Origin of the sequence: Algoriphagus yeomjeoni (assembly GCF_049821175.1) — a bacterium.
Taxonomy (GTDB): Bacteria; Bacteroidota; Bacteroidia; order Cytophagales; family Cyclobacteriaceae; genus Algoriphagus; species Algoriphagus yeomjeoni_A.
Genome location: NZ_CP187512.1, coordinates 4,506,818 through 4,527,424, shown reverse-complemented (window position 1 = coordinate 4,527,424; position 20,607 = coordinate 4,506,818). Strand labels below are relative to the sequence as shown.

Below are 20,607 nucleotides of genomic sequence, written 5' to 3'. Positions count from 1 at the left end.
GTACTAAAAAGATGAATTATCCCATCAATGGAAAGGTGAGATAGAATGTAGTGCCCTTTCCAACCTCAGTTTCAAACCAGATTTTTCCTCCCGCTGTTTCCACACCACTTTTTGCGATAGCTAAGCCTAAGCCTGAGCCAGTGGATTTAGTCGAGAAATTAGGGATGAAAATCTTATCCTTCAGCTCATTTGAAATTCCTTTTCCATTATCTGTGATTTCCAGAAAAACCGCTTGATCAGTCATCCAAAGCCATATCCGAATTACTGGTTTTACTCCAGGATCAACTGCCTGAACGCCGTTAATGATCAGATTAGAAATTACCCTCCCGAATAGCTTATCATCACCTAAAATCGGAATTTCATTGGTAAAAGAATCATCCTGAAAAACCAACTCCACTTGCTGATCACCACTGAAAAGCTCCAGGACTTTATTCAGTACAGCTTTAAAGTTCATCAACTCGTTATTCGGAAGAGGCATTTTCGCAAAAGTAGAAAAAGAAGAAGCTATCCCACTTAACGCATCCACTTGATGAATCAGCGTTTCGAGTGACCTTTTTAGCTTTTCTGCATCATCTAATCTCCCTGCGTCCTGCAGACGGATCAAGTGCTGCAAAGTCAGTTTCATAGGCGTGAGCGGATTCTTAATCTCATGGGCCACTTGCTTAGCCATTTCCCTCCATGCGGATTCCTTCTCCGTGGAAGCAAGCACTTTCTTGGAGTTTTCTAACTTAAAAAGCATGTTGTTATACTCATTCACCAACAGTCCGATCTCATCTTTGGAGCCCCAGTACATTGGTTCATTATCTTCCAAATTGGTAGCTTTTAGCTTTTGTGTCAGCAATTTGAAAGGGAATGTGAGATTGGTAGAAACAAAGTAGGAGACAAATAAAAACAAGATAAAAATCACCACAAAGGCATTGAAAATATTGCTTAGCACATCTGCAATCAGGGTATTTAATTCTGTTTCTGACTCGAAGAATGGAACTGCCAAAATCCCTAAATTCTGCTGACTCGCTGTTGCTGGAATCGATAGATACACAGATTTGTACCGCAATTTTCCAATTTGCTCCTCAGCCAGAAACTGAGACTGCCCCATTTCTTCAATCTCAGCCATTGCTCTAGGATTTATTAAAGGAGACAAAATTTTCTTATCAAAGATGTTAGGGCGATTAGTAGATTCCAGTTTACCCTCTGTGCTATAAATATGGATATCACTGGCAATGGTATTTGCCAATTCATTTACTTCCTCATTGAGTTGATCGCTATCGACATTTTCAAGGCTCTGATTATTGAGAAAGCTTCCAAGATTCCCTCTGATCAATGCTGCCTTTTGGATGTATTGTCGGTCCAAGTCATCACGGTAGCTATTGGCAAGCAGTCCAATCGTAATAATGCTAATGATAAGGATTGGGAAAAAGAAGGCGAAATTAAGGTAAAGCTGAAGCTTGGTGGAGTAATTGAATTCGAAGTTCTTCACTCCTGTGACCAGTGTATTGATCAGTATAGCTAAGAAAGTCATGATCACAAACAGCACAAAGAAGAGCGAGATATTCCCAAAGAAGTGAGCCACGGAAATATTCTTTGAGGAGACAATTATCAACTCATCTCCGTTTTTTATCCCGAAATGATGATATCCATTTTGATGGACTCCTTCAGTCAATAATGCATTGCGGCTCAGTACACGATTGAATCCAACATTGAGATAATTAAAGGAGCCTGAATTCCGTATAAATTCACCCTCCTTAAAAATGGCATAATCATAAAGTACAGGGTCAAGCTTGTCGTTATACTTCTTATCCAGTAACAATTTCGGATAGACACTGGTAGGCTGAACACGTAACTGTTTCAACTCAAGAAAAACTGTTCCTAGCGATGATCCTTCTTTGCTCATTGGCACAAAAGCTATGAAGCGATTCCCTTTGTTCGATTCATTGCCGCGGATAAAGTATAGATCTTTTACACTAGTCGCATAGTCGCTTTTGATATATTCCAGCTGCACATCTTTTAGGCTTTCCGAATTGGAAGAACCTAAGATTTGTTGCCCTGAAGAAGAAAAAATCCTGACTTGAACTTCAAACTGATCGAAGTAATTATCCAGATAAATTCTCCTGATTTTAGTTTCGATTGGGTCTTTAGAGAAAAGTGGATCTGCTATCCGATTCTGAATGAACAAATCATTTTTGATCCGCGTGAAAATTTCCCCCAAGAAAAACTCAGTCATTACATCGTTCTCAATTAGGTTTTGATTTGCAAAGCGATTTTTCGATTGAATCAATTCACTTTTTTCTGTCTGAAAAGTACTTATCCCTCCAATAATTGCCGCCACTAAACATGCAAAAAAGAAGGTGAGAAAGGTGTCTAATCCAAGTTTAAAGGCATTTTTGAAAAGCTCAAGTCGGATGATTATGACTATGAAAATAAGATGGATAAGCCATACAGTCCCACCCCAGAGGCTAAAGAAAAATAAAGCTGCAGCGATGGGAAGACCTACAATTGCAATCCATTTGTAATATACTTTTTTGTGCTTATTGACCTCCAAAAGCAAACTAAACATAGTAAGCGAAAGCAAAACATATACTGCTCCCCATAGGAAAAGCATAAAGAAACTTATGCCTTTAAACCAATCAAATGAGGGAATAGAGCTAATATCTAATGCCCACTGCGAGTTGATCATCAAGTCCCGCGGGAGTGACCAAATCATGTACAAACCTATAGAGCTAACCAAGAAGGAGAAAAGGAAAAATACCAAAAACTCATTCTTGCTCTTTAGTACTTTTATCTTTTCATGCATCACTCTGGAAGCAAGCTGATAGATCACCATCGCTAAGATCAAAACCCCACAAATCGTGTTGATCAACAGATCTCCCAAGCTGGGATTGAACCAAGAAGAGGCATAATTGGCGGAATCAAATAAGGGCAAATTGAGATAGTTACTTGGGAAATCCAGGAGTAACATCATAAATCTAAATGTCCCTAGCACAAAAATCGCGTAGCCTATAGCCTGCCACCTTCTTCCTGACTTCCACTTACTCAGTACAAAATCAGAGCTTAATAGAAAATAAAGAAGAAATACTGAGGTAAAGAAGATTAGAATGGCAGGATTGACAACTCGGCCAGCTGGGCTATAACCAAAAAGAAAATTGATTCCAAAAAGTGGTATTCCCGCAGGGTTCTTAACAATTGCAGTTCCTTCCTCAGGGTTGGCCAAAAGCTCGAATCTACCATTCCCAAATATCTCTGGGTTTGGACCAGTAATCAGATAGTTATTTTCAATGTTCCCTGGCCAAATCAAGCGGAGCACATGAAGCATGACATAATCAGCTCCATTCCTCTTCACGCTCCTTATCTTTAGCATGAGAGTACCATAAGGGTCCTCCAACAACTGGTATTCTTTGGTAAGATCAACTTGGGAGAAATCCAGCGCTAGTGTGAAGTCTGACCAAAACAAGAGATCTTTCTCAGGACTTAAAATAAAAAAAGGATGTTTGTGGACTGGAGTACTGATTTGACCAAAACTTAACGTATCATCTGGTCTAACATCCATGAGAATCTGAATGAAATCCTCATCAAACTCTTTGTCAACAGCCTGAATCCGATCCTGTAAAGCTTGCAAATACGTATCCTGATCGCTTTTCTGAAAGAAAAAGAAATTCAATATCAACACTGCAAGAAGAGAGAAAATACTGATCAAGATGATCAGGCGGCGGGAATCATGCTTCATTTAGATGTAAAATAAAAAAAGCAAAGTCTCTGATCAAACTTTGCTATTCTATTCGTTTAGTGCATGGCAATTTTAGCTTTTCTTTTCTTAGCATTTCGATACCAGAAATACCCTAGCACCATTGCAATTAGGTAGGGCATTACAAACAAATACATAATCCCAAGATTAAGACCAGCTGCTACACTAGTATCTCCATTACTCACATTATTTTCTACTGATGCGCGACACATGGCACACTGAGCATAAGTTGCAGTATGGAACAGCAAAGCTATGATTGAAAGAAATCCTATTTTAAGAGCTTTTTTCATATTAATTCCTACGAATGAAAATGAACGCAGGTTTTTTAATGTAGATAATAAGGACTGATCATCAAGTAAACAATCACACCGGTGACAGTTACATAAAGCCAGATCGGATAGGCAAATTTAACAACTTTTCTGTGCTTCACACGCTGATCTGTATACCCATAGTAGTAAGCAAAGAGGATAGGGAAAAGAGCGACAGCTGCCAGAATAATATGAGTAATTAAAAGAAAGTAATAAATGCCACGTATTGATCCTTCACCTCCAAATGAAGTACTCTCAGCGGCTGCGTGATAAATCACATAAGAAACCAGAAATATGGCTCCCAGTACAAAAGCCACAGTCATTGATGCCCTGTGATAAGGGACATTTCCTTTTTTGATAAATACAAATCCTGCAATCAAAGCAAAGGTTGCTGCAGTATTCATTACTGCGTTTAGATGAGGAAGGAAATAAACCCATTCTGCCCCCAAACTAATTTTAGAGGGCATAAATATAAGTACCGCCACAGCCAGAGGTATAATTATAGAAATGGCAATAATCCAGCCTTTAACTTTCCCTTCATTTTCTAACAAACTATTCTCCTTCGCTTGCATGTAATAACACTTTAGTCTCTAACATCAATAAATCAACTTCTTCACGTGTGGTTCCACTGTAATATCCACGAATCCGACCCAACTCATCTATCAGCATAAACTTGTCACTATGGACAAAGTCATCCGGAACCCCCATCCCATCAACAGTAGGAATGATAAAGCCGCATTTGGCTAGGTCATAGGTTTCCTGAACTCCACCGGTAAGGAAATCCCACTTGCCAGCCACTGCTTTATGTTCTTCAGCATATTCCCGCAAGATTTCCGGAGTATCATAAGTAGGGTCTATACTAATTGACATAATCTGAACTTTGTCTTCATCTCTAAACATGTCATTTACTCGCTCCATCTCTGCAGACATCTTAGGGCAGATACTTGGACAAGAGGTAAAGAAAAAATCAACTATTGTCAATTTCCCTTCCATATCTGATCTACCTACTTTATCCCCCTCTTGATTAGTAAAGGTGAACTCAGGAATATAATGCTGAGTAGTATCTGCAACTGGACATTCTTGAAATGGATTGTCCACTCCATTTTCAAAAAAGATGGGAATATCATAAGTGTTACTTCCAAACCCCTTAAGAAACAGGAAAATCAAAACAGGTACCAAGAGTATGGATAGTGCTACCAAGCCCTTTAAAAATACTAGATGGCGATCAATCTTTGAAATTTGGTCATCAGGTAGCTTATTAGAAGAAAGAACAATTAATATCCCAAATATTGGAGTAAACAAAAGGCTTATGACAAGACTTTTAAAATATCCTAATTCTCGTTTTTCTCCTTGACCAGCAACAAGAAAAGACATTATTATCCAAACAGGGATTAATATTAAGAGTAAAATCATATTTGTTTAACAAAAAAGAAGGTTAAAGTTCTTCACTTCAACCTTCTTTTTTTGAATTTATTTTGAAACTCCGATTAGAACCAACGCATAGTGAATATGTCCGAGCCTTCTTTGACAAGAACTATTATCAACCAAAACAGAAATACTATCGGAATCAAAATAGAATAGATCAATGGTTTAACCTCATCACCAAGGTGCATGAACTCCATCATGATATATTTAGCCTTCCATACTGTCAAAGCCATGAACAATACATAAAGCAATATTCCTCTTGGCATAGTGAAAGCCATTACGAATTCTGCTGCGGTTATAGCAAGCAAAATAAAGGCTGTCTTCCAGATTTTCTTGATCTTATCATTGTTCCTTGGAACTACGTTAAGCGTAGATTTATTTTCTTGAATTTCCATAATTCTAATTATTACAGGTTAGATCAGGTAGAATAAAGTAAATACAAAGACCCAAACAAGGTCAACAAAGTGCCAGTACAAACCGATTTTTTCAACCATTTCGTAATGACCTCTTCTATCATATACTCCCACAGCGGCCTGATAGAACACCATGAACAGTAGGATAACTCCTATCGTAACGTGGAATCCGTGGAAACCAGTGATGAAGAAGAACAGATTGGCAAAAGATGCTGGACCATATTCATTTACCAGTAGGTTTGCCCCAAATACTGTTTCAGTTACATTCTGGCTAATTCCATTGATATAATTCAGAACTGCGCCACCTTCAGATCCATGAATAAAGTGATTCCATTCCCATGCTTGGCAGCTCAAGAAGGTAATACCCCCTACCAAGGTCCAAAGCATCCATTTCACTACATCATTTCTATCATTTCTGTGTCCTGCCTCTACAGCCAATACCATAGTAACAGAACTTGCGATCAAAATGAAAGTCATCAAACCTACGAATACAAGAGGTGCATGGACTCCATGTACAAATGGAATCGCATCAAATACCAATTCAGGAATTGGCCAGTACTCATTAGAACCTACAAACTCCGTGGCAGGCCCAGCATAAGCAGGATAACTTACTCGGATAGCAATATAGGTAATCAAAAAAGCGGCAAAAGTAAAGATATCCGAAAGAAGGAAAAACCACATCATGAGTTTTCCATAGCTAGCTTTGAGAGGTTCATTACCACCTCCCCAAACGCCTCTTTTCGAGCTTACTCCTATAGCAGTAGAATGCGCAGACATAAGATATTGATTTGTACTTGGTTTATTTTAATGATTCAAAAGCAAAAACATAAATAGATATAACCACAATGCAGCTAGAAAATGCCAGAAAGTAGTTGCCATTTCAAGTGTATCCATAGACTTGGAGTGCACTTTATATCTATAGGTCGAAATTAATACAATAATCAGAAATATCACACCGCTGATTAAGTGAACAGCATGCAATCCCGTGAATACGTAAAGAAATGATCCCGAAGGGTTGCCAACAAAAAACACGTTTTCATCAACTAGCGCTACCCAACTGTACCATTGGCTTATTAGAAAAGCAACACCAAACAGCACTGCCAAGCCAAGGCCTGCTCTAAGTCCTACAAGATTATCTTTTTTTGCTGCAGAATAGGCATATTGAAGGAATAGGCTACTGAGTACCACTATACCTGAACTGTACCAGAAAATAGTAGGGAGATCATATTCTAACCAATTTCCCTCAGATTGCCGAACTATATAAGCACTGGTGAGTGCAGCAAAAATCATTACCACAGTCACTAAGAACAGCCATAATGCAAACTTTTTTGGATGCATCGCGATAGGCTGCTCTACCATGTCTACGTATTTAAGTTCCTTTTCCATGATTAGGGTAATTTATCTAATAGGTAAGCGATTTGCACTATTGGCAAATACAAAAAGGAACCAAACATTATTCGTAAAGCTGATTTGCGGGAACAATCTTTCATCAAGGAGAAAGTCTGTGCCAAAAACAACACGCCACAAACAGTAGCGACGATTCCTGAAGTCATTCCAGTAAGCCCAAAATAACTTGGCAACAAACCCAATGGCAACAAGAAGAGCGTATATATCATTATTTGAATAGCAGTATTGAGATCTTTTCCACCACCACTAGGAAGTAGTTTGAAACCTGCTGCTTTGTAATCTTCATCTCCAACCCAAGCGATCGCCCAGAAGTGAGGAAATTGCCAGATAAATTGAATCCCGAAAATAATCAAAGCTTCATGAGTAATGGAACCCGTAGCCGCAGTCCATCCTAAAAGCGGAGGCAACGCACCAGGAATAGCACCAACGAAGACAGCAATAGGTCCTACCCTTTTCAACGGAGTATAGACAAATACATAGAGCACCATACTCAATACACCTAGCCAAGTGGTCAGCGGATTTGTAAAGTACCAGAGCAATCCTACGCCTATTACTGCTACAAGTGAAGTAACCCAAAGAGCTTCTTGAAGCGAAATAAGTTTTAAAGGAAGTGGACGATTTTGAGTACGCTTCATCAGCTTATCCAGATCACGCTCCAAGATTTCGTTTGCAGCACAGGAAGCACCACTAATCAAGAAACCACCAATGGCCAAACCTAGAAAGCCAGACCATCCGAAACTAACGCCACGATCGCCAAGAATATAACCAAATACAGCAGAGAAGGTAACTAAGGCTGAAAGCCTTAATTTAATCAACTCAGCGTAAGCTCTAAACTTGCTTATCACTAAACTACTAATATGGTCAGTCACTGCAACTGTCCTCATGATCAATTTGTATTTAATCGAAACTGTATATTTTCTTTGATTTCAAGAAGTAGGAAAACTTGCACTCCTATAATCAAAGAACCTAATAAGAGATGGATTGGCTGAAGAAATGCTGGAATTCCAAAGTAGGCCATTCCCATTCCTGTAGCTATTTCCAGTATAATCAGAATCATCAAGACCTGAGACCAAAGATTCACTTGAGACCTTCTTAGAGTATATTTAAATGCCCAGAAGAAGTACAAAACGTGGATACCAAGTAGAACTAATGAGAAGGATCTATGAATAAGGAAATTTAAACCCACTCTTCCTATCCACTCATCTCTAAGCATATTGCCTAAAGAAGAAGAGATAACATCTATCTGTTCTCTTACCTGAGTGCCTAGAACAATCTGAACCACCATTAATGCAGTACCTATGAATAGCACAAGCTCAATTCGTTTTGGCACATTCATTTTCACACTTTTACTCATTATCAACTTACCTGATCTGTGATAAACATAGATTAAAAGTGAAACGAGTAGCAATGCCAACATCATGTGGAAAGTGATCATCCAATGCAGCAAATTAGTAGAAACTACAATGGAACCGATCCACCCGATGAAAATGACCAAAACTAGATTGAAAACAGATAATATTGGTACCCATTGATCAGCCTTTCTGAGTGAAAATGATTTCCAAACAGTAAAGATTATCAGAAGTCCAATAACGACTCCAGCTAATCTATTGAGGTATTCAATCCAAGTTTTAACTGCATTAAATTCCTCTTCGATCAGAATGGATTTATCATTAGCTATTTCCTCGGCCTTTTCAGAGAATCCTAATTTTTCAAGTGTTGCCACGAACCTTTCGTTCTTGGCTAATCTTTTATTGAGATAAATCTCCTTATAATTTGAAGGTAATTGATCCACACTCGTTGGAGGAATCACACTGCCAAAGCATTTTGGCCAATCGGGACAGCCCATTCCAGAACCGGTACTCCTAACTATCCCTCCAATAAGAATCAGTATATAAACAGCTATCACCGTGATTAAATTTACACGACGAAAGCTGTTTATTGATTTATTAGTGACTTGTTTCATTTGAGACCAACACTTCCTCCTCTTCCTTCATAATTTCCAACTCCACTTTAACCAATTCCTGCTCATGAGGAAGATTGGACTCAGGAGTAGCTGAAAGCGGAACAGTCTGAGGTATAAAATCCTCTTCAGCGCCTGGCTTAGAGTAATCATATGGCCATCTGTAAACAGCAGGGATCTCACCTGGCCAGTTACCGTGACCTGGTTCGATAGGAGTGGTCCACTCTAGCGTATTGGATCTCCATGGATTCTCAGAAGCTTTTCTACCTCTATACATAGAGTAGAAGAAGTTGAACAAGAATATGAACTGAGCACCGAAAGTGATGATCGCAGCTACAGACACAAACATGTTCAAATCAGTATACATATTGGCAAATTCAAAGTTTGTCCAGCTATAGTATCTTCTTGGGAAGCCAGCAATACCAATGTAGTGCATAGGGAAGAAAACCATGTATACTCCTACAAATGTGATCCAGAAGTGTACATAGCCCAATTTAGCATCCATCATTCTGCCAAACATCTTAGGGAACCAGTGGTAAACACCCGCGATCATTCCAAAGAAGGAAGCAGAACCCATTACCAAGTGGAAGTGAGCTACTACGAAATACGTATCGTGAAGCTGTATATCAATAGCGGAGTTTCCAAGGAAAATACCTGTCAAACCGCCAGAGATAAAGAAGGAAACTAGACCAATCGAGAACAACATCGCTGGAGTGAAGATCAAGTTACCTCTCCAAAGCGTAGTCAAGTAGTTGAATACTTTTACCGCAGAAGGCACCGCAATAATCAATGTCAGGAACATAAAGATAGATCCAAGGAAAGGATTCATACCAGACACGAACATATGGTGAGCCCATACTACGAAAGAAAGTACTGTAATACCAAGCAAGGATATAATCATCGCTTTATATCCGAAGATTGGCTTTCTTGAATTGGTGGCGATTACTTCAGAAGTAATACCCAATGCAGGAAGCAATACAATGTAAACTTCAGGGTGACCTAGGAACCAGAATAAATGCTGATACAATACTGGGCTACCACCTGTATTTGGAAGTGCTTCACCACCGATATAGATATCAGAAAGGTAGAATGAAGTACCAAAGCTTCTATCAAATACTAATAATAAAGCAGCAGCAAATAACACTGGGAAGGACAATAGACCGATAACGGCTGTCAAGAAGAAAGCCCAAATAGTCAAAGGAAGCTTTGAAAAAGACATTCCCTTTGTTCTCAGGTTAATTACTGTAGTGATGTAATTGATACCTCCCATTAGAGAAGAAGCAATAAAGAAAGTCATCGCTACCAACCATAAGGTCATTCCCAATCCAGATCCAGGAATAGCTTGCTCCAATGCAGATAGAGGCGGATAAACCACCCAACCACCAGCAGCAGGCCCTGTTTTTAAGAAAAGAGAAATAAACATGATCACACCGGAAATGAAAAACAACCAGTAGGAAATCATATTCATAAATCCTGAAGCCATATCTCTAGCTCCAATTTGTAATGGAATCAAGAAGTTCGAAAATGTACCACTCAGACCTGCCGTCAAAACAAAGAATACCATGATGGTACCGTGCATAGTGACCAGAGCTAGGTAGAACGTAGGATCCAATTTCCCTGCTTCATCTATCCATCCACCCAGTATAGGGCGAAGGAAAGACATATCCATATCTGGAAAACCTAGTTGTAATCTAAATAGGATAGAAAGAAGTCCACCGATAAGAGCCCAAAACATACCAGTAACTAAGTATTGTTTTGCGATCATCTTGTGATCTTGAGAGAAAATATATTTGGTTACAAAATTATCATGGTGCTCATGATCGTGGTGATCGTGAGCTGCGTCATGATTTGCGACAGATGCTGTTGACATAATCTATAATTTTGTTTGTTACTTTTCAGTTAATTGAACTTCTGCAACTTCTTTTGCATCCGCTTGAACTCCAGTAGCTAAAGCTGGATTCATCTGGATAAAAGATCTTTGCTCTGCATACCACTTTTGATAAGCCTCAGGCTCTACTACCTCTATTACTTTTCTCATTGAGAAATGACCTCTTCCACATATCTCAGTACAAGCGATCTCATAATTGAAATCAGGATTCCCTGTCTCTTCTCTCATTTCAGCAGTAGTCTTAGTAGGAACAAACCAAAAACGAGTAGGCATTCCAGGTACAGCATCCATTTTCAATCTCATATGAGGTGCGAAAACTGAATGAAGTACGTCTCTTGCTCTAATTTTGAAAAGAACAGGCTCACCTTTAGGGATTACCACTACTGGAGATGGAAAATCATCAACAGAATTCTTATCTGAGAAATCGACACCATGTGAATTCGTAGCTGAAATCAAGCGGTAATCGTAATCTCCGAGCACCTGGTCTTTACCTGGGTATCTAACCTCCCAAGCAAATTGATAGCCCATAATTTCGACTGTATGCGCATTCTCAGGAGCTGGAGCCGTAATATCAGACCAAGCTACCCATCCTGAGATAACCAATCCTGCTAGAACGATAGCTGGAACAATTGTCCAGATAATTTCTAGTTTGTTATTGTCAGGGTAAAATGACGCTTTACGCTTTTCGCTATACTGATATTTGTATGGGAAAATGAAAAGCAAAATGTGGGTGATTAGGAATACAATTCCAGTGACACCCATAGACCACCAAAACAAAGAATCTGTGACAACCCCGTGCTCAGATGCTACTGGTAATTGATAGTTATCAAATTCTTTGATTGAATACCAGAACATCAATATGCCCCCACCAATCAAGAAAACTATAAACAAAATAGCATTTACCTTATTACTCCCTGAAGCGATCTTCTTATCAGATCCTTTTACCACAGAGACTAATGTTTGGATTCTATATACCATCCATATTATGGAAAATATCAAAAGAACCCCTACTCCAATCAGAAATCCGTACATACCTTAGTTATTTCGGCTGTTATTAAATGTGATGATTATAGCTTTCTTCAAGCATTGGATGGTTTTTAGGAACCAAATTCCCTTTTGCCAAACTAGAAAGAATTACGAAGGTGAAGGCAGCTCCATATACCAAGAACATACCTACTTCCATAAACCCAACTCCACCATTATGTCCTAATGTGCCTGGCTGAACCATAAGGAAGAAATCTACCCAGTGTCCAGTGATGATTAAAGCACAAACTAATTTCAAGAATACTCCATGTCTTTTAGAATCTCTTGTCATTAATAACAAGAAAGGAAGGACAAAGTTTAGACCTAAGTTCACAAATATGAAAGGACCATAAATATCACTCGACAATCTTTCAATGAAGTAAACAGTTTCTTCAGGAATGTTGGCATAATAGATCAACAAGAACTGAGAGAACCATAAGTAGGTCCAGAAAATGGTAAAGCCAAAGATGAATTTACCTAAGTCATGAACATGGTTTTCATTAACCATTTCAAGTAATCCCTGACTTTTCAAAAAGATGACAAGCAATGTAATCGTTGAAAGTCCAGCTACAAACCAAGAGGCAAATACATACCATCCAAATAGCGTAGAGAACCAATGCGTGTCAATAGACATCACCCAATCCCAGGCAGAAATAGACGATGAAACTGCAAAGAAAATAAGGAAGAATGCTGACCAACTTCTGATTTTATACCAGGACGAAGTCCCGCCGATGATATCCTCATTGTAGGTGAATTGCTGGAATTTCTTGAAAAAGAATACCCAGAACCCAAAGAACAAGACCATTCTAAAGATATAGAAAACAGGGAATGTTCCTTTAGCCATAGGCCAATAGAAGAATGCACCTTTGCCATCTATGATGCTATCATATTCCGGAGAAGATTTATCAAATAAATAAGCATGAGTCCAGTGGAACAAATCATGATTAGCTACGAAGAAAGTAACGATCATTAATACACCAGCAATTGGCAGCCAATTACCTAATGAAAGCATTACTCGAATAATAGCTGTTGACCAACCGGCCTGTGCAGCATATTGAATTGCAAAAAAGAATACGCCAATAATCGCTATACCAGTGAAATAAACATTATTGATCCAAAGATTAGCGTATAGGCGCTGATACCAATGAAAAGCATGGCCTTCAGCTTCTGCCGCTTCGCCATGACCTCCACCAAACATTGCCATTAGGATACCTATTACTAGCAATGCTGCACCGATACCCAAAACTGTAAAAACAGACTTTTTTGTCGCTGCTGTGAAATCAAATTTTTGATCCAGATTATAGTGTTGTACGTCGTGAGCCATAATTAATTAGCTGGAGTTTCTACTTGTGATACATCTTGGTCAGCTTCAGCTACAACTTCCGTCGTTGCTATTGCATTATCAGCATTCTGACCTCCCTGGAGTTCTTGTTTCACATAGTGAACAATTTTCCATCTATTTTCTGGAGTGATCTGAGAACCGTGAGCTCCCATTCTTCCTTTTCCTTTGGTGATAACATGGTAAATATGTCCTTCAGAAAGACCCACATAGGCGCCACCTGTTAAGTTAGCCACACCACCTATAATTGCTCCTACTTTACCGTCTCCTTGACCACCTGTTCCATGACATGGAGTACAATATAGTTGGTACAACCTTTTACCCTCAGTCAAAACTTCATCTGAAAGTTCGATAGGGTTTTTCATTGATGTTCCAGCTTCTTCTATTTCAAAAGCCTTGTAGCGATATGGCAAATATCCTTGCTTATTTCTAGGAACCGTGTTCGCAACTGGCTCACGCATATTCATGTTGTGAGGGTTGTTAATGTTACTATTGAAATATTCGCCTTTACCATCTTCTCGGGTAGAAATCAGGTTTCCCTTAGTTTCCGAATCCATGATCTGAGTCAAAGGTTCGTACGCTACCGAGTGATACATCTGAGGGGCATATTCCAAGCCTTGATTTTCGCCTCCGGCTCTACAGCTTGCAAGGGCAATCCCAGCTACTGCAATCCCTAAAATACTTAGTGTCTTAGCAATCTTCATATTTCCAGATTTACTATTCAAAACTTTTTTTATTAACCTCTGATGCTCCAGAAGATTTCAATATCTCTTCGATCTTAGCCAATTCCATTGCAGAATTATTTGCTATATCTATGGCCATTACGTGCTTATCATCAGTGATTCTCAAATCGAAGATTCTAGGCTGTGCCCAAGGCTTCAAGTTTGTGCTCACCATAAATACACCTACCATTCCGAATGATGCCAATAAGACAGTCAATTCAAATGTCACAGGAATAAAATCAGGGAAAGCTCCGTAATCCTTACCACCAATAATCATTGGCCAATCAAACTTCATCATGTAAAACTGCATGGTCAAAGCCAAAGTAGTTCCAAGCAATCCGAATAAGAAGGCAGCGATTGGCAACTTGCTTCTTTTATATCCTAGGTAATCATCTATCCCGTGAACAGGATAGGGTGAATAGACCTCATGGATTTTAATACCTGAAGACCTTACTTGGGTGATTGCCTCAAGCAATACATCCTCGTCTTCATAAACTCCAGTAACAAAATGTGTATCTCTTTCCATGATTATTTATTCACTTTATCAGATGAAGACTTCAATACAGATTTCACTTCTGCCATGTTGATTACCGGGAAGAATTTGGCAAACAAGAAGAACAGGGTGAAGAACAAACCAAAAGTAAATAGGTAGACTCCGACATCAGCCCAAGTTGGGTAGAACATCGCCCATGAAGATGGAAGATAATCTCTGTGAAGGGAGGTTACGATAATTACAAATCTTTCAAACCACATACCGATGTTCACTACGATAGACAAAGCGAACGTTGCTACGATAGAAGTACGGATTTTCTTAAACCAGAATAGCTGTGGAGAGATTACGTTACAAGTCATCATTGACCAGTATGCCCACCAGTAAGGCCCTGTAGCACGGTTGATGAATGCATATTGCTCTGCTTCTACTCCTGAGTACCAGGCGATGAAGAATTCAGTGATGTAAGCAATACCTACGATAGAACCTGTGATAATAATTACAATGTTCATCAATTCGATGTGACCCATTGTGATGTAATCTTCCAGTTTGTAAACTTTACGAGTTACAATCATCAGGGTCAATACCATGGCGAAACCAGAGAAAATCGCACCTGCCACAAAGTATGGAGGGAAGATAGTCGTGTGCCAACCTGGTATTACTGAAGTTGCAAAGTCAAAGGATACAATCGTGTGTACTGAAAGTACAAGTGGAGTAGCCAAACCTGCAAGGATCAAAGAAACTGATTCGTATCTGCTCCAAGATTTAGCAGCGCCATCCCAACCGAATGAAAGAGCTCCGTAAATAATCTTTCTTAAACCTGTAGCTCTATCTCTAATGGTAGCGAAATCAGGAATTAAACCTATGTACCAGAATACTAGTGATACAGAGAAATAAGTTGAAATCGCAAACACATCCCAAAGAAGCGGGGAGTTAAAGTTTACCCAAAGTGATCCAAAAACGTTTGGAAGCGGAAGTGCCCAATAAGCTCCTAACCATGGACGACCCATGTGAAGAACCGGGAACATAGCCGCACAAATTACAGCGAAAATAGTCATCGCTTCTGCAGCACGGTTAATGGATGTTCTCCATTTCTGTCTGAAAAGTAATAATACAGCTGAAATAAGTGTACCAGCGTGACCAATACCTACCCACCAAACGAAGTTGGTGATATCCCAAGCCCAGCCTACGGTTTTGTTAAGACCCCACATACCGATGCCTTCCCAAACGGTGGCAACAACAGCAATGGATCCTAAAGCCAAAACACCGGCAGACGTAAGGAAAGCTAGAAACCATCTGATATTTGGTTTTGCCTCTACATGTCGTGACACGTCATGCGTCACATCATGGTAGGTTTTACCCCCGGTAACTAACGGCTCGCGTACGGATGAAGTAACCTGCATAGTTTATAAAATTTTGATTACGCTTCGTTTAAGTCTTTATTTCTGATTTTGGTAAAGTACCAAACGTTTGGACTTACGTTGATCTCTTCCAATACATGGTATGCTCTCTCCTCATTCACTTCTTTCAATGCTGAAGTAGTATTCTCCTCAATTTTAAGAAGCTGAGAAACCTTAGAATTCGAGTCATTCAAGTCTCCGAATACCAAAGCATCGGTAGGACAAGCTACAGCACAAGCTACATTGATGTCACCATCTTTCACTTTACGTTTCTCACGCTTAGCCTCTAGCTTACCGGATTGAATTCTTTGAACACACATGGAGCATTTTTCCATAACACCACGTGCACGAACGGTTACGTCTGGATTCAAGACCATTTTACCCAAATCATCATTTTGAGCGACATTGACTCCTGCGAAGTCTTTGTTATCGTGGTATTTGAACCAGTTGAATCGACGCACTTTATACGGACAGTTGTTTGCACAATATCTTGTACCAATACATCTGTTGTAAGTCATTTGATTAAGTCCCTCAGAAGAGTGGGTAGTCGCAGCAACAGGGCAAACTGTCTCACATGGAGCGTTATTACACTGCTGACACATCATTGGTTGGAAAGTAACCTCAGGATTGCTAGCTGCTACTTCCATAGCGCTCAAATCATCGGCTGGAGCATCAGAAGAATAGTATCGATCAATTCTGATCCAAGCCATTTCTCTTCTGTTCAATACTTCCTGCTTACCTACTACAGCCACGTTGTTTTCAACCTGACAAGCAACAGAACAAGCAGAGCAACCGATACATGAGTTCATATCGATAGCCAATCCCCAGTGATGCTGAGAATATTGGTGTCCTGACCAAAGAGATATTTTAGATGGCTTTACAAATTCACCATCCTTGTAAATCTGAGGATGAGATCTGCCTGCTGAAGCATCTTTTTGATACTCACTTAATACTGACTCCTGGATTACGTTTTCACGTCCCATGAATGTCTGGTGAGTTTGTGTACGGGCAATTTTATAGGCATCACCAGTAGCAGAAACCTCTACGCCTGAAGTGATGTCGAAATTGACAAAACCTTTGGAAGCATCCAGTAGTTCGTAAGCATTAACACCTACACCATTAGCGACACGACCTGCTTTAGTTCTACCGTATCCTACAGCCAAACCGAAAGTACCTTCTGCCTGACCTGGTTGAATCATGATCGGAACGATCAACGATTTACCATTTACCGTGATAGAAGCTTTGCTGGTATGTTCTTCAGATTGAGTGACACCGTTTTCAGAAGCCCATTTCTGAGTAACTGTCAGGTAATTGTCCCAAGTCGCCTTAGAGATAGGATCTGACAATTCCTGTAGCCATGGAACATTTGCATAAGCACCGTTACCGATACCTACTTTAGTATAAATAACCAATTCAGCAGAAGCGCTATCAGCAGAGTAAGCTTTTGATACCGCAGAAGCAGCAGCACTTACATCTCCAACTGGAGCCAAAGCCTCAGAAGTAGAATTGATAGCTAGTACGCCGTTGTATAAGGTCTGATCCCAGAATTCTTGGAAGGTTCCGCTAGTTTCAACCTGCGTGAATAAACCACCCTGCCAGTTGTTCTGAAGAAAATCGTAATAAGAGGTAGTGTCACCAGCCCAAACCAAGAAAGATTCTTGGGCTTGTCGTGTATCAAAAAGTGGGGAGATCGTAGGTTGCGCCAAAGAGAAGTGACCTTTCTTTGGTTCGAAATCATTCCAAGACTCTAAGAAGTGATGATCTGGAGCTACTATTTGCACCAAAGATGAAGTCTCATCTAATGTACCGTTAGTAGAAATACTCACTTTTGCTTTTGCAATACCAGCAGCGATTTCTGCTCCTCTTGCAAAATCATATACTGGGTTACAGTTGTAGAAAATAACTCCTCCAACTCTTCCAGCATTCAAATCAGTTACAAACTGATTCATTTTAGCGTCATCGCCTTTTCTGAAATAAGCAGGATTAGAGAAATCTACTGTAGTTCCGTTGCTTCCAAGTAATTCGTTGATTGCATTGATAACAACCTGAACATTTGGATCATTTGATCCAGAAACTACTAATGATGCACTTTTGCTTGCCCAAAGATCAGCCGCGGCCTTTTCTAGATGAGCAATATCAACTGCAGGAGCTGAAACGGTAGCTACACCAGCTTTCTTGGCAATTGCATTATATAAAGCAAGAACCGCCAAACCGCTTTGAGAAGCTCTGATTGGTGTTCTGTAATCTGCATTTGCGCCAGCTAGAGACAACGTAGATTCAAACTGATAATGTCTGGACATTTCAGGCTTCTCCTTGCTGATTTTTCTTGTCTGAGCATATTGACGAGCAAATTCAATTGGAGAAATCCATGATCCTAAGAAGTCAGCTCCGAAGGATACGATTGTTTTTGCTTTATCAAATGAGTAAGAAGGAAGTACTGCTGAACCGTAATAAGTTTCTGCAGCTTTTGTAATACCGTAGTTAGAAAGTGGGTCATACATGATCACTTCCACATTTCCATTGGCATCAGCAAATTGCTGAATAGCTTTCATGGTAGAAGGTGAAATAATCGTGTTTGCTACGATTTTGACTGCTCCTGCAGAAGCTAATGCAGACTTAGCCTGCGCATCTACAGTTTTCCAATCTGAAAGCTGACCTCCACTGTAAGGTCCTGCTATTCTCTCTTTATCATAAAGAGAAAGAATTGATCCTTCTACGATAGCATTTACTTTCCCCTTATTAATAGGAGAAAGTTCATTGCCGTCAATTTTGATCGGGCGACCTTCTCTAGTCTTAACTACGATGGAAGCGTAATCGCCACCAGTAGCATAAGTAGAAGCATAATAATTAGGAATAGATGGGTTGATATCAACCGGCTTATTCACATAAGGGATCATCTTTCTTACAGGAGCCTCGCATGCCGCTAATGAAGCTGCCGCTAAGCTGAATCCCATTACTTTCAGAAAATCTCTTCTGGAAGCACTACCCTCTTCGTTGAGTGTAGAAGGAAGCTCAGGAAATTCCCTGTCAGCGTTCTTTACAAACTCTGGATCGTTATTGAGCTGCTCAAGCCCTTTCCAGTACGTTTTTTTATTTTCCTTCATTTTATGATATAAGAATGAATTTGCGAAAAGAATAATGAATTAATAGTGGCACTTAGCACACTCCAAACCTCCGATGTCTTTCACCTTCAAGGCATCTTTAGAGTCAGAGTGAATCTGAACCAACTTATCATAGTAGGCATTGCCGTCCGTGGTGATTTCAGTCTGTCTGTGACAGTCAATACACCAACCCATAGTAAGCGCACTATGCTGACCAACAACTTCCATTTCCTGAATAGGACCATGGCAAGTTTGACATTCCACTTCACCTACTACAACGTGCTGAGAGTGATTGAAATACGCCAAATCTGGAAGGTTGTGTACTCTTACCCATTCGATCGGCTGGTTGTTATCAACCGCATCATATATTTTCTGAATTTCCGGAGAAACGCCTTCAGCTCCTTGTACATTCTGCACATGCGTGTGACAGTTCATACAGATATTTGCAGAAGGTATATTTGCAGATTTCCCTAGCTCAACACCGGTATGACAATACTGACATTCGATCTCTAGCGTACCTGCGTGAAGAGCGTGTGAGTAAGCAATCGGCTGCTCAGGAGCATAGCCCTGCTGTACACCTACGGAATAAAGTCCGTCCAATGCAGTTTTAGCTACCAATGCCACCACCAAAGCAGTGACTATAACCACGAACATATCGCTTTTAAAAACTTTACCCAGGTTGGTTTTTTGGTTGACAAATTCTTTGTCATCCTCATCCAAATCCTGTTTTGTAAGGTATTTGGTCAATACAGAGATGATGAGTCCCAATACTATCAAAATCAAAAGAAGTACTACTACTAGTACACCCAAAATGACGGTCAAGTATTCATTAGGAATGCCCCCTCCTGCCGCAACAGCACCACCTTCCGCATCTCCAGTAGCTGTAGCTGCTGCCGGGTCAGCAGTGTCACCGTACTCTATATATGCCAATAGATTATTTAGATCCTCATCACTTAAGAATTCGTGAGAGATCATCATAGTGTTGTTATATTCTTTATATAAGTCACTATAATACGCATTGCCCGATGCGATTACAGCCTGCGAATTTTTGATGAAACTTTTCACTAATTCGACAGGCGCTCTGTCTGTAGCTCCTCTCAAAGCAGGGCCAACCAACTTCTGATCTAATCTGTGGCAAGTTTTACAGTTTGTGTTGAACAGAGCCTTTCCTGCTGCTACTGCTTCATCGCTATTGTCCACCGACGGATCAGCGGCAAAAGCCTGCGTACCGATCAGCATGAAAAACAGCACTGCCAGTGTGTGGAAATTCAATCGAACCCCTACTAACGAGCGTTTAGATAACATATTATAGCTAATTAAATAGTTTATGCGGTTTATTATAACCCCTGCAAAGGTACTACCCGAAGCCAATTTTTCAAACTTGTAGTGATG

Annotated in this window: 17 protein-coding genes; all 17 read right to left on the bottom strand. The window is 39.9% G+C overall.

What is annotated here, in order from left to right:
• Positions 1–16 precede the first annotated feature (16 nt).
• Positions 17–3,721, bottom strand: coding sequence for a sensor histidine kinase (locus ACPUEN_RS18715; protein WP_425637440.1), 3,705 nt, complete (start codon positions 3,719–3,721; stop codon positions 17–19).
• Positions 3,722–3,777: 56 nt separating this feature from the next.
• Positions 3,778–4,029 carry a hypothetical protein gene (locus tag ACPUEN_RS18710; RefSeq protein ID WP_111611566.1) on the bottom strand — a complete coding sequence of 84 codons (252 nt, stop codon included), beginning with the start codon at positions 4,027–4,029 and terminating at the stop codon, positions 3,778–3,780.
• Between the two features lie 35 nt (positions 4,030–4,064).
• Complete coding sequence (locus tag ACPUEN_RS18705) at positions 4,065–4,619, bottom strand: DUF420 domain-containing protein (protein ID WP_425637439.1); 555 nt, start codon at positions 4,617–4,619, stop codon at positions 4,065–4,067.
• Positions 4,600–5,460 (bottom strand): SCO family protein, encoded by an 861-nt coding sequence (locus ACPUEN_RS18700; protein WP_425637438.1) that lies wholly within the window; start codon positions 5,458–5,460, stop codon positions 4,600–4,602. The genes ACPUEN_RS18705 and ACPUEN_RS18700 overlap by 20 nt, the downstream gene beginning before the upstream one ends.
• Before the next feature lie 74 nt (positions 5,461–5,534).
• On the bottom strand, positions 5,535–5,867 hold the full coding sequence (locus tag ACPUEN_RS18695) for a cytochrome C oxidase subunit IV family protein (RefSeq protein ID WP_425637437.1): 333 nt from the start codon (positions 5,865–5,867) through the stop codon (positions 5,535–5,537).
• Positions 5,868–5,885: 18 nt separating this feature from the next.
• A complete protein-coding gene (locus ACPUEN_RS18690) occupies positions 5,886–6,662 on the bottom strand; it encodes a cytochrome c oxidase subunit 3 (protein WP_425637436.1) in 777 nt (258 codons plus the stop codon).
• Positions 6,663–6,689: 27 nt separating this feature from the next.
• A complete protein-coding gene (locus tag ACPUEN_RS18685; RefSeq protein WP_425637435.1) occupies positions 6,690–7,271 on the bottom strand; it encodes a cytochrome c oxidase subunit 3 in 582 nt (193 codons plus the stop codon).
• A 2-nt stretch (positions 7,272–7,273) separates the two neighbouring features.
• Positions 7,274–8,176: a heme o synthase gene (gene cyoE, locus ACPUEN_RS18680; RefSeq protein WP_425637434.1), complete on the bottom strand. Its 903-nt coding sequence runs from the start codon at positions 8,174–8,176 to the stop codon at positions 7,274–7,276.
• A gap of 2 nt (positions 8,177–8,178) precedes the next feature.
• Complete coding sequence (locus ACPUEN_RS18675; RefSeq protein WP_425637433.1) at positions 8,179–9,255, bottom strand: COX15/CtaA family protein; 1,077 nt, start codon at positions 9,253–9,255, stop codon at positions 8,179–8,181.
• Entirely contained in the window at positions 9,239–11,122 is a 1,884-nt protein-coding gene (locus ACPUEN_RS18670) for a cytochrome c oxidase subunit I (protein WP_111611558.1), read from the bottom strand. The genes ACPUEN_RS18675 and ACPUEN_RS18670 overlap by 17 nt, the downstream gene beginning before the upstream one ends.
• An 18-nt stretch (positions 11,123–11,140) precedes the next feature.
• Positions 11,141–12,172 (bottom strand): cytochrome c oxidase subunit II, encoded by a 1,032-nt coding sequence (locus tag ACPUEN_RS18665; RefSeq protein WP_425637432.1) that lies wholly within the window; start codon positions 12,170–12,172, stop codon positions 11,141–11,143.
• Between the two features lie 22 nt (positions 12,173–12,194).
• The gene (locus ACPUEN_RS18660) at positions 12,195–13,487 is read right to left on the bottom strand and encodes a quinol:cytochrome C oxidoreductase (RefSeq protein ID WP_425637431.1); all 1,293 of its coding nucleotides are present in this window, start codon (positions 13,485–13,487) and stop codon (positions 12,195–12,197) included.
• Positions 13,488–13,489: 2 nt separating this feature from the next.
• Positions 13,490–14,206, bottom strand: a complete 717-nt coding sequence (locus ACPUEN_RS18655) for a c-type cytochrome (protein WP_425637430.1) — start codon at positions 14,204–14,206, stop codon at positions 13,490–13,492.
• A 13-nt stretch (positions 14,207–14,219) separates the two neighbouring features.
• Positions 14,220–14,750: a DUF3341 domain-containing protein gene (locus ACPUEN_RS18650; protein ID WP_425637429.1), complete on the bottom strand. Its 531-nt coding sequence runs from the start codon at positions 14,748–14,750 to the stop codon at positions 14,220–14,222.
• 2 nt (positions 14,751–14,752) lie between these two features.
• On the bottom strand, positions 14,753–16,117 hold the full coding sequence (gene nrfD, locus ACPUEN_RS18645; protein WP_425637428.1) for an NrfD/PsrC family molybdoenzyme membrane anchor subunit: 1,365 nt from the start codon (positions 16,115–16,117) through the stop codon (positions 14,753–14,755).
• A gap of 17 nt (positions 16,118–16,134) precedes the next feature.
• The gene (locus tag ACPUEN_RS18640) at positions 16,135–19,218 is read right to left on the bottom strand and encodes a TAT-variant-translocated molybdopterin oxidoreductase (protein WP_425637427.1); all 3,084 of its coding nucleotides are present in this window, start codon (positions 19,216–19,218) and stop codon (positions 16,135–16,137) included.
• Positions 19,219–19,257: 39 nt separating this feature from the next.
• The gene (locus ACPUEN_RS18635) at positions 19,258–20,520 is read right to left on the bottom strand and encodes a c-type cytochrome (RefSeq protein ID WP_425637426.1); all 1,263 of its coding nucleotides are present in this window, start codon (positions 20,518–20,520) and stop codon (positions 19,258–19,260) included.
• Between the last annotated feature and the right edge of the window lie 87 nt (positions 20,521–20,607).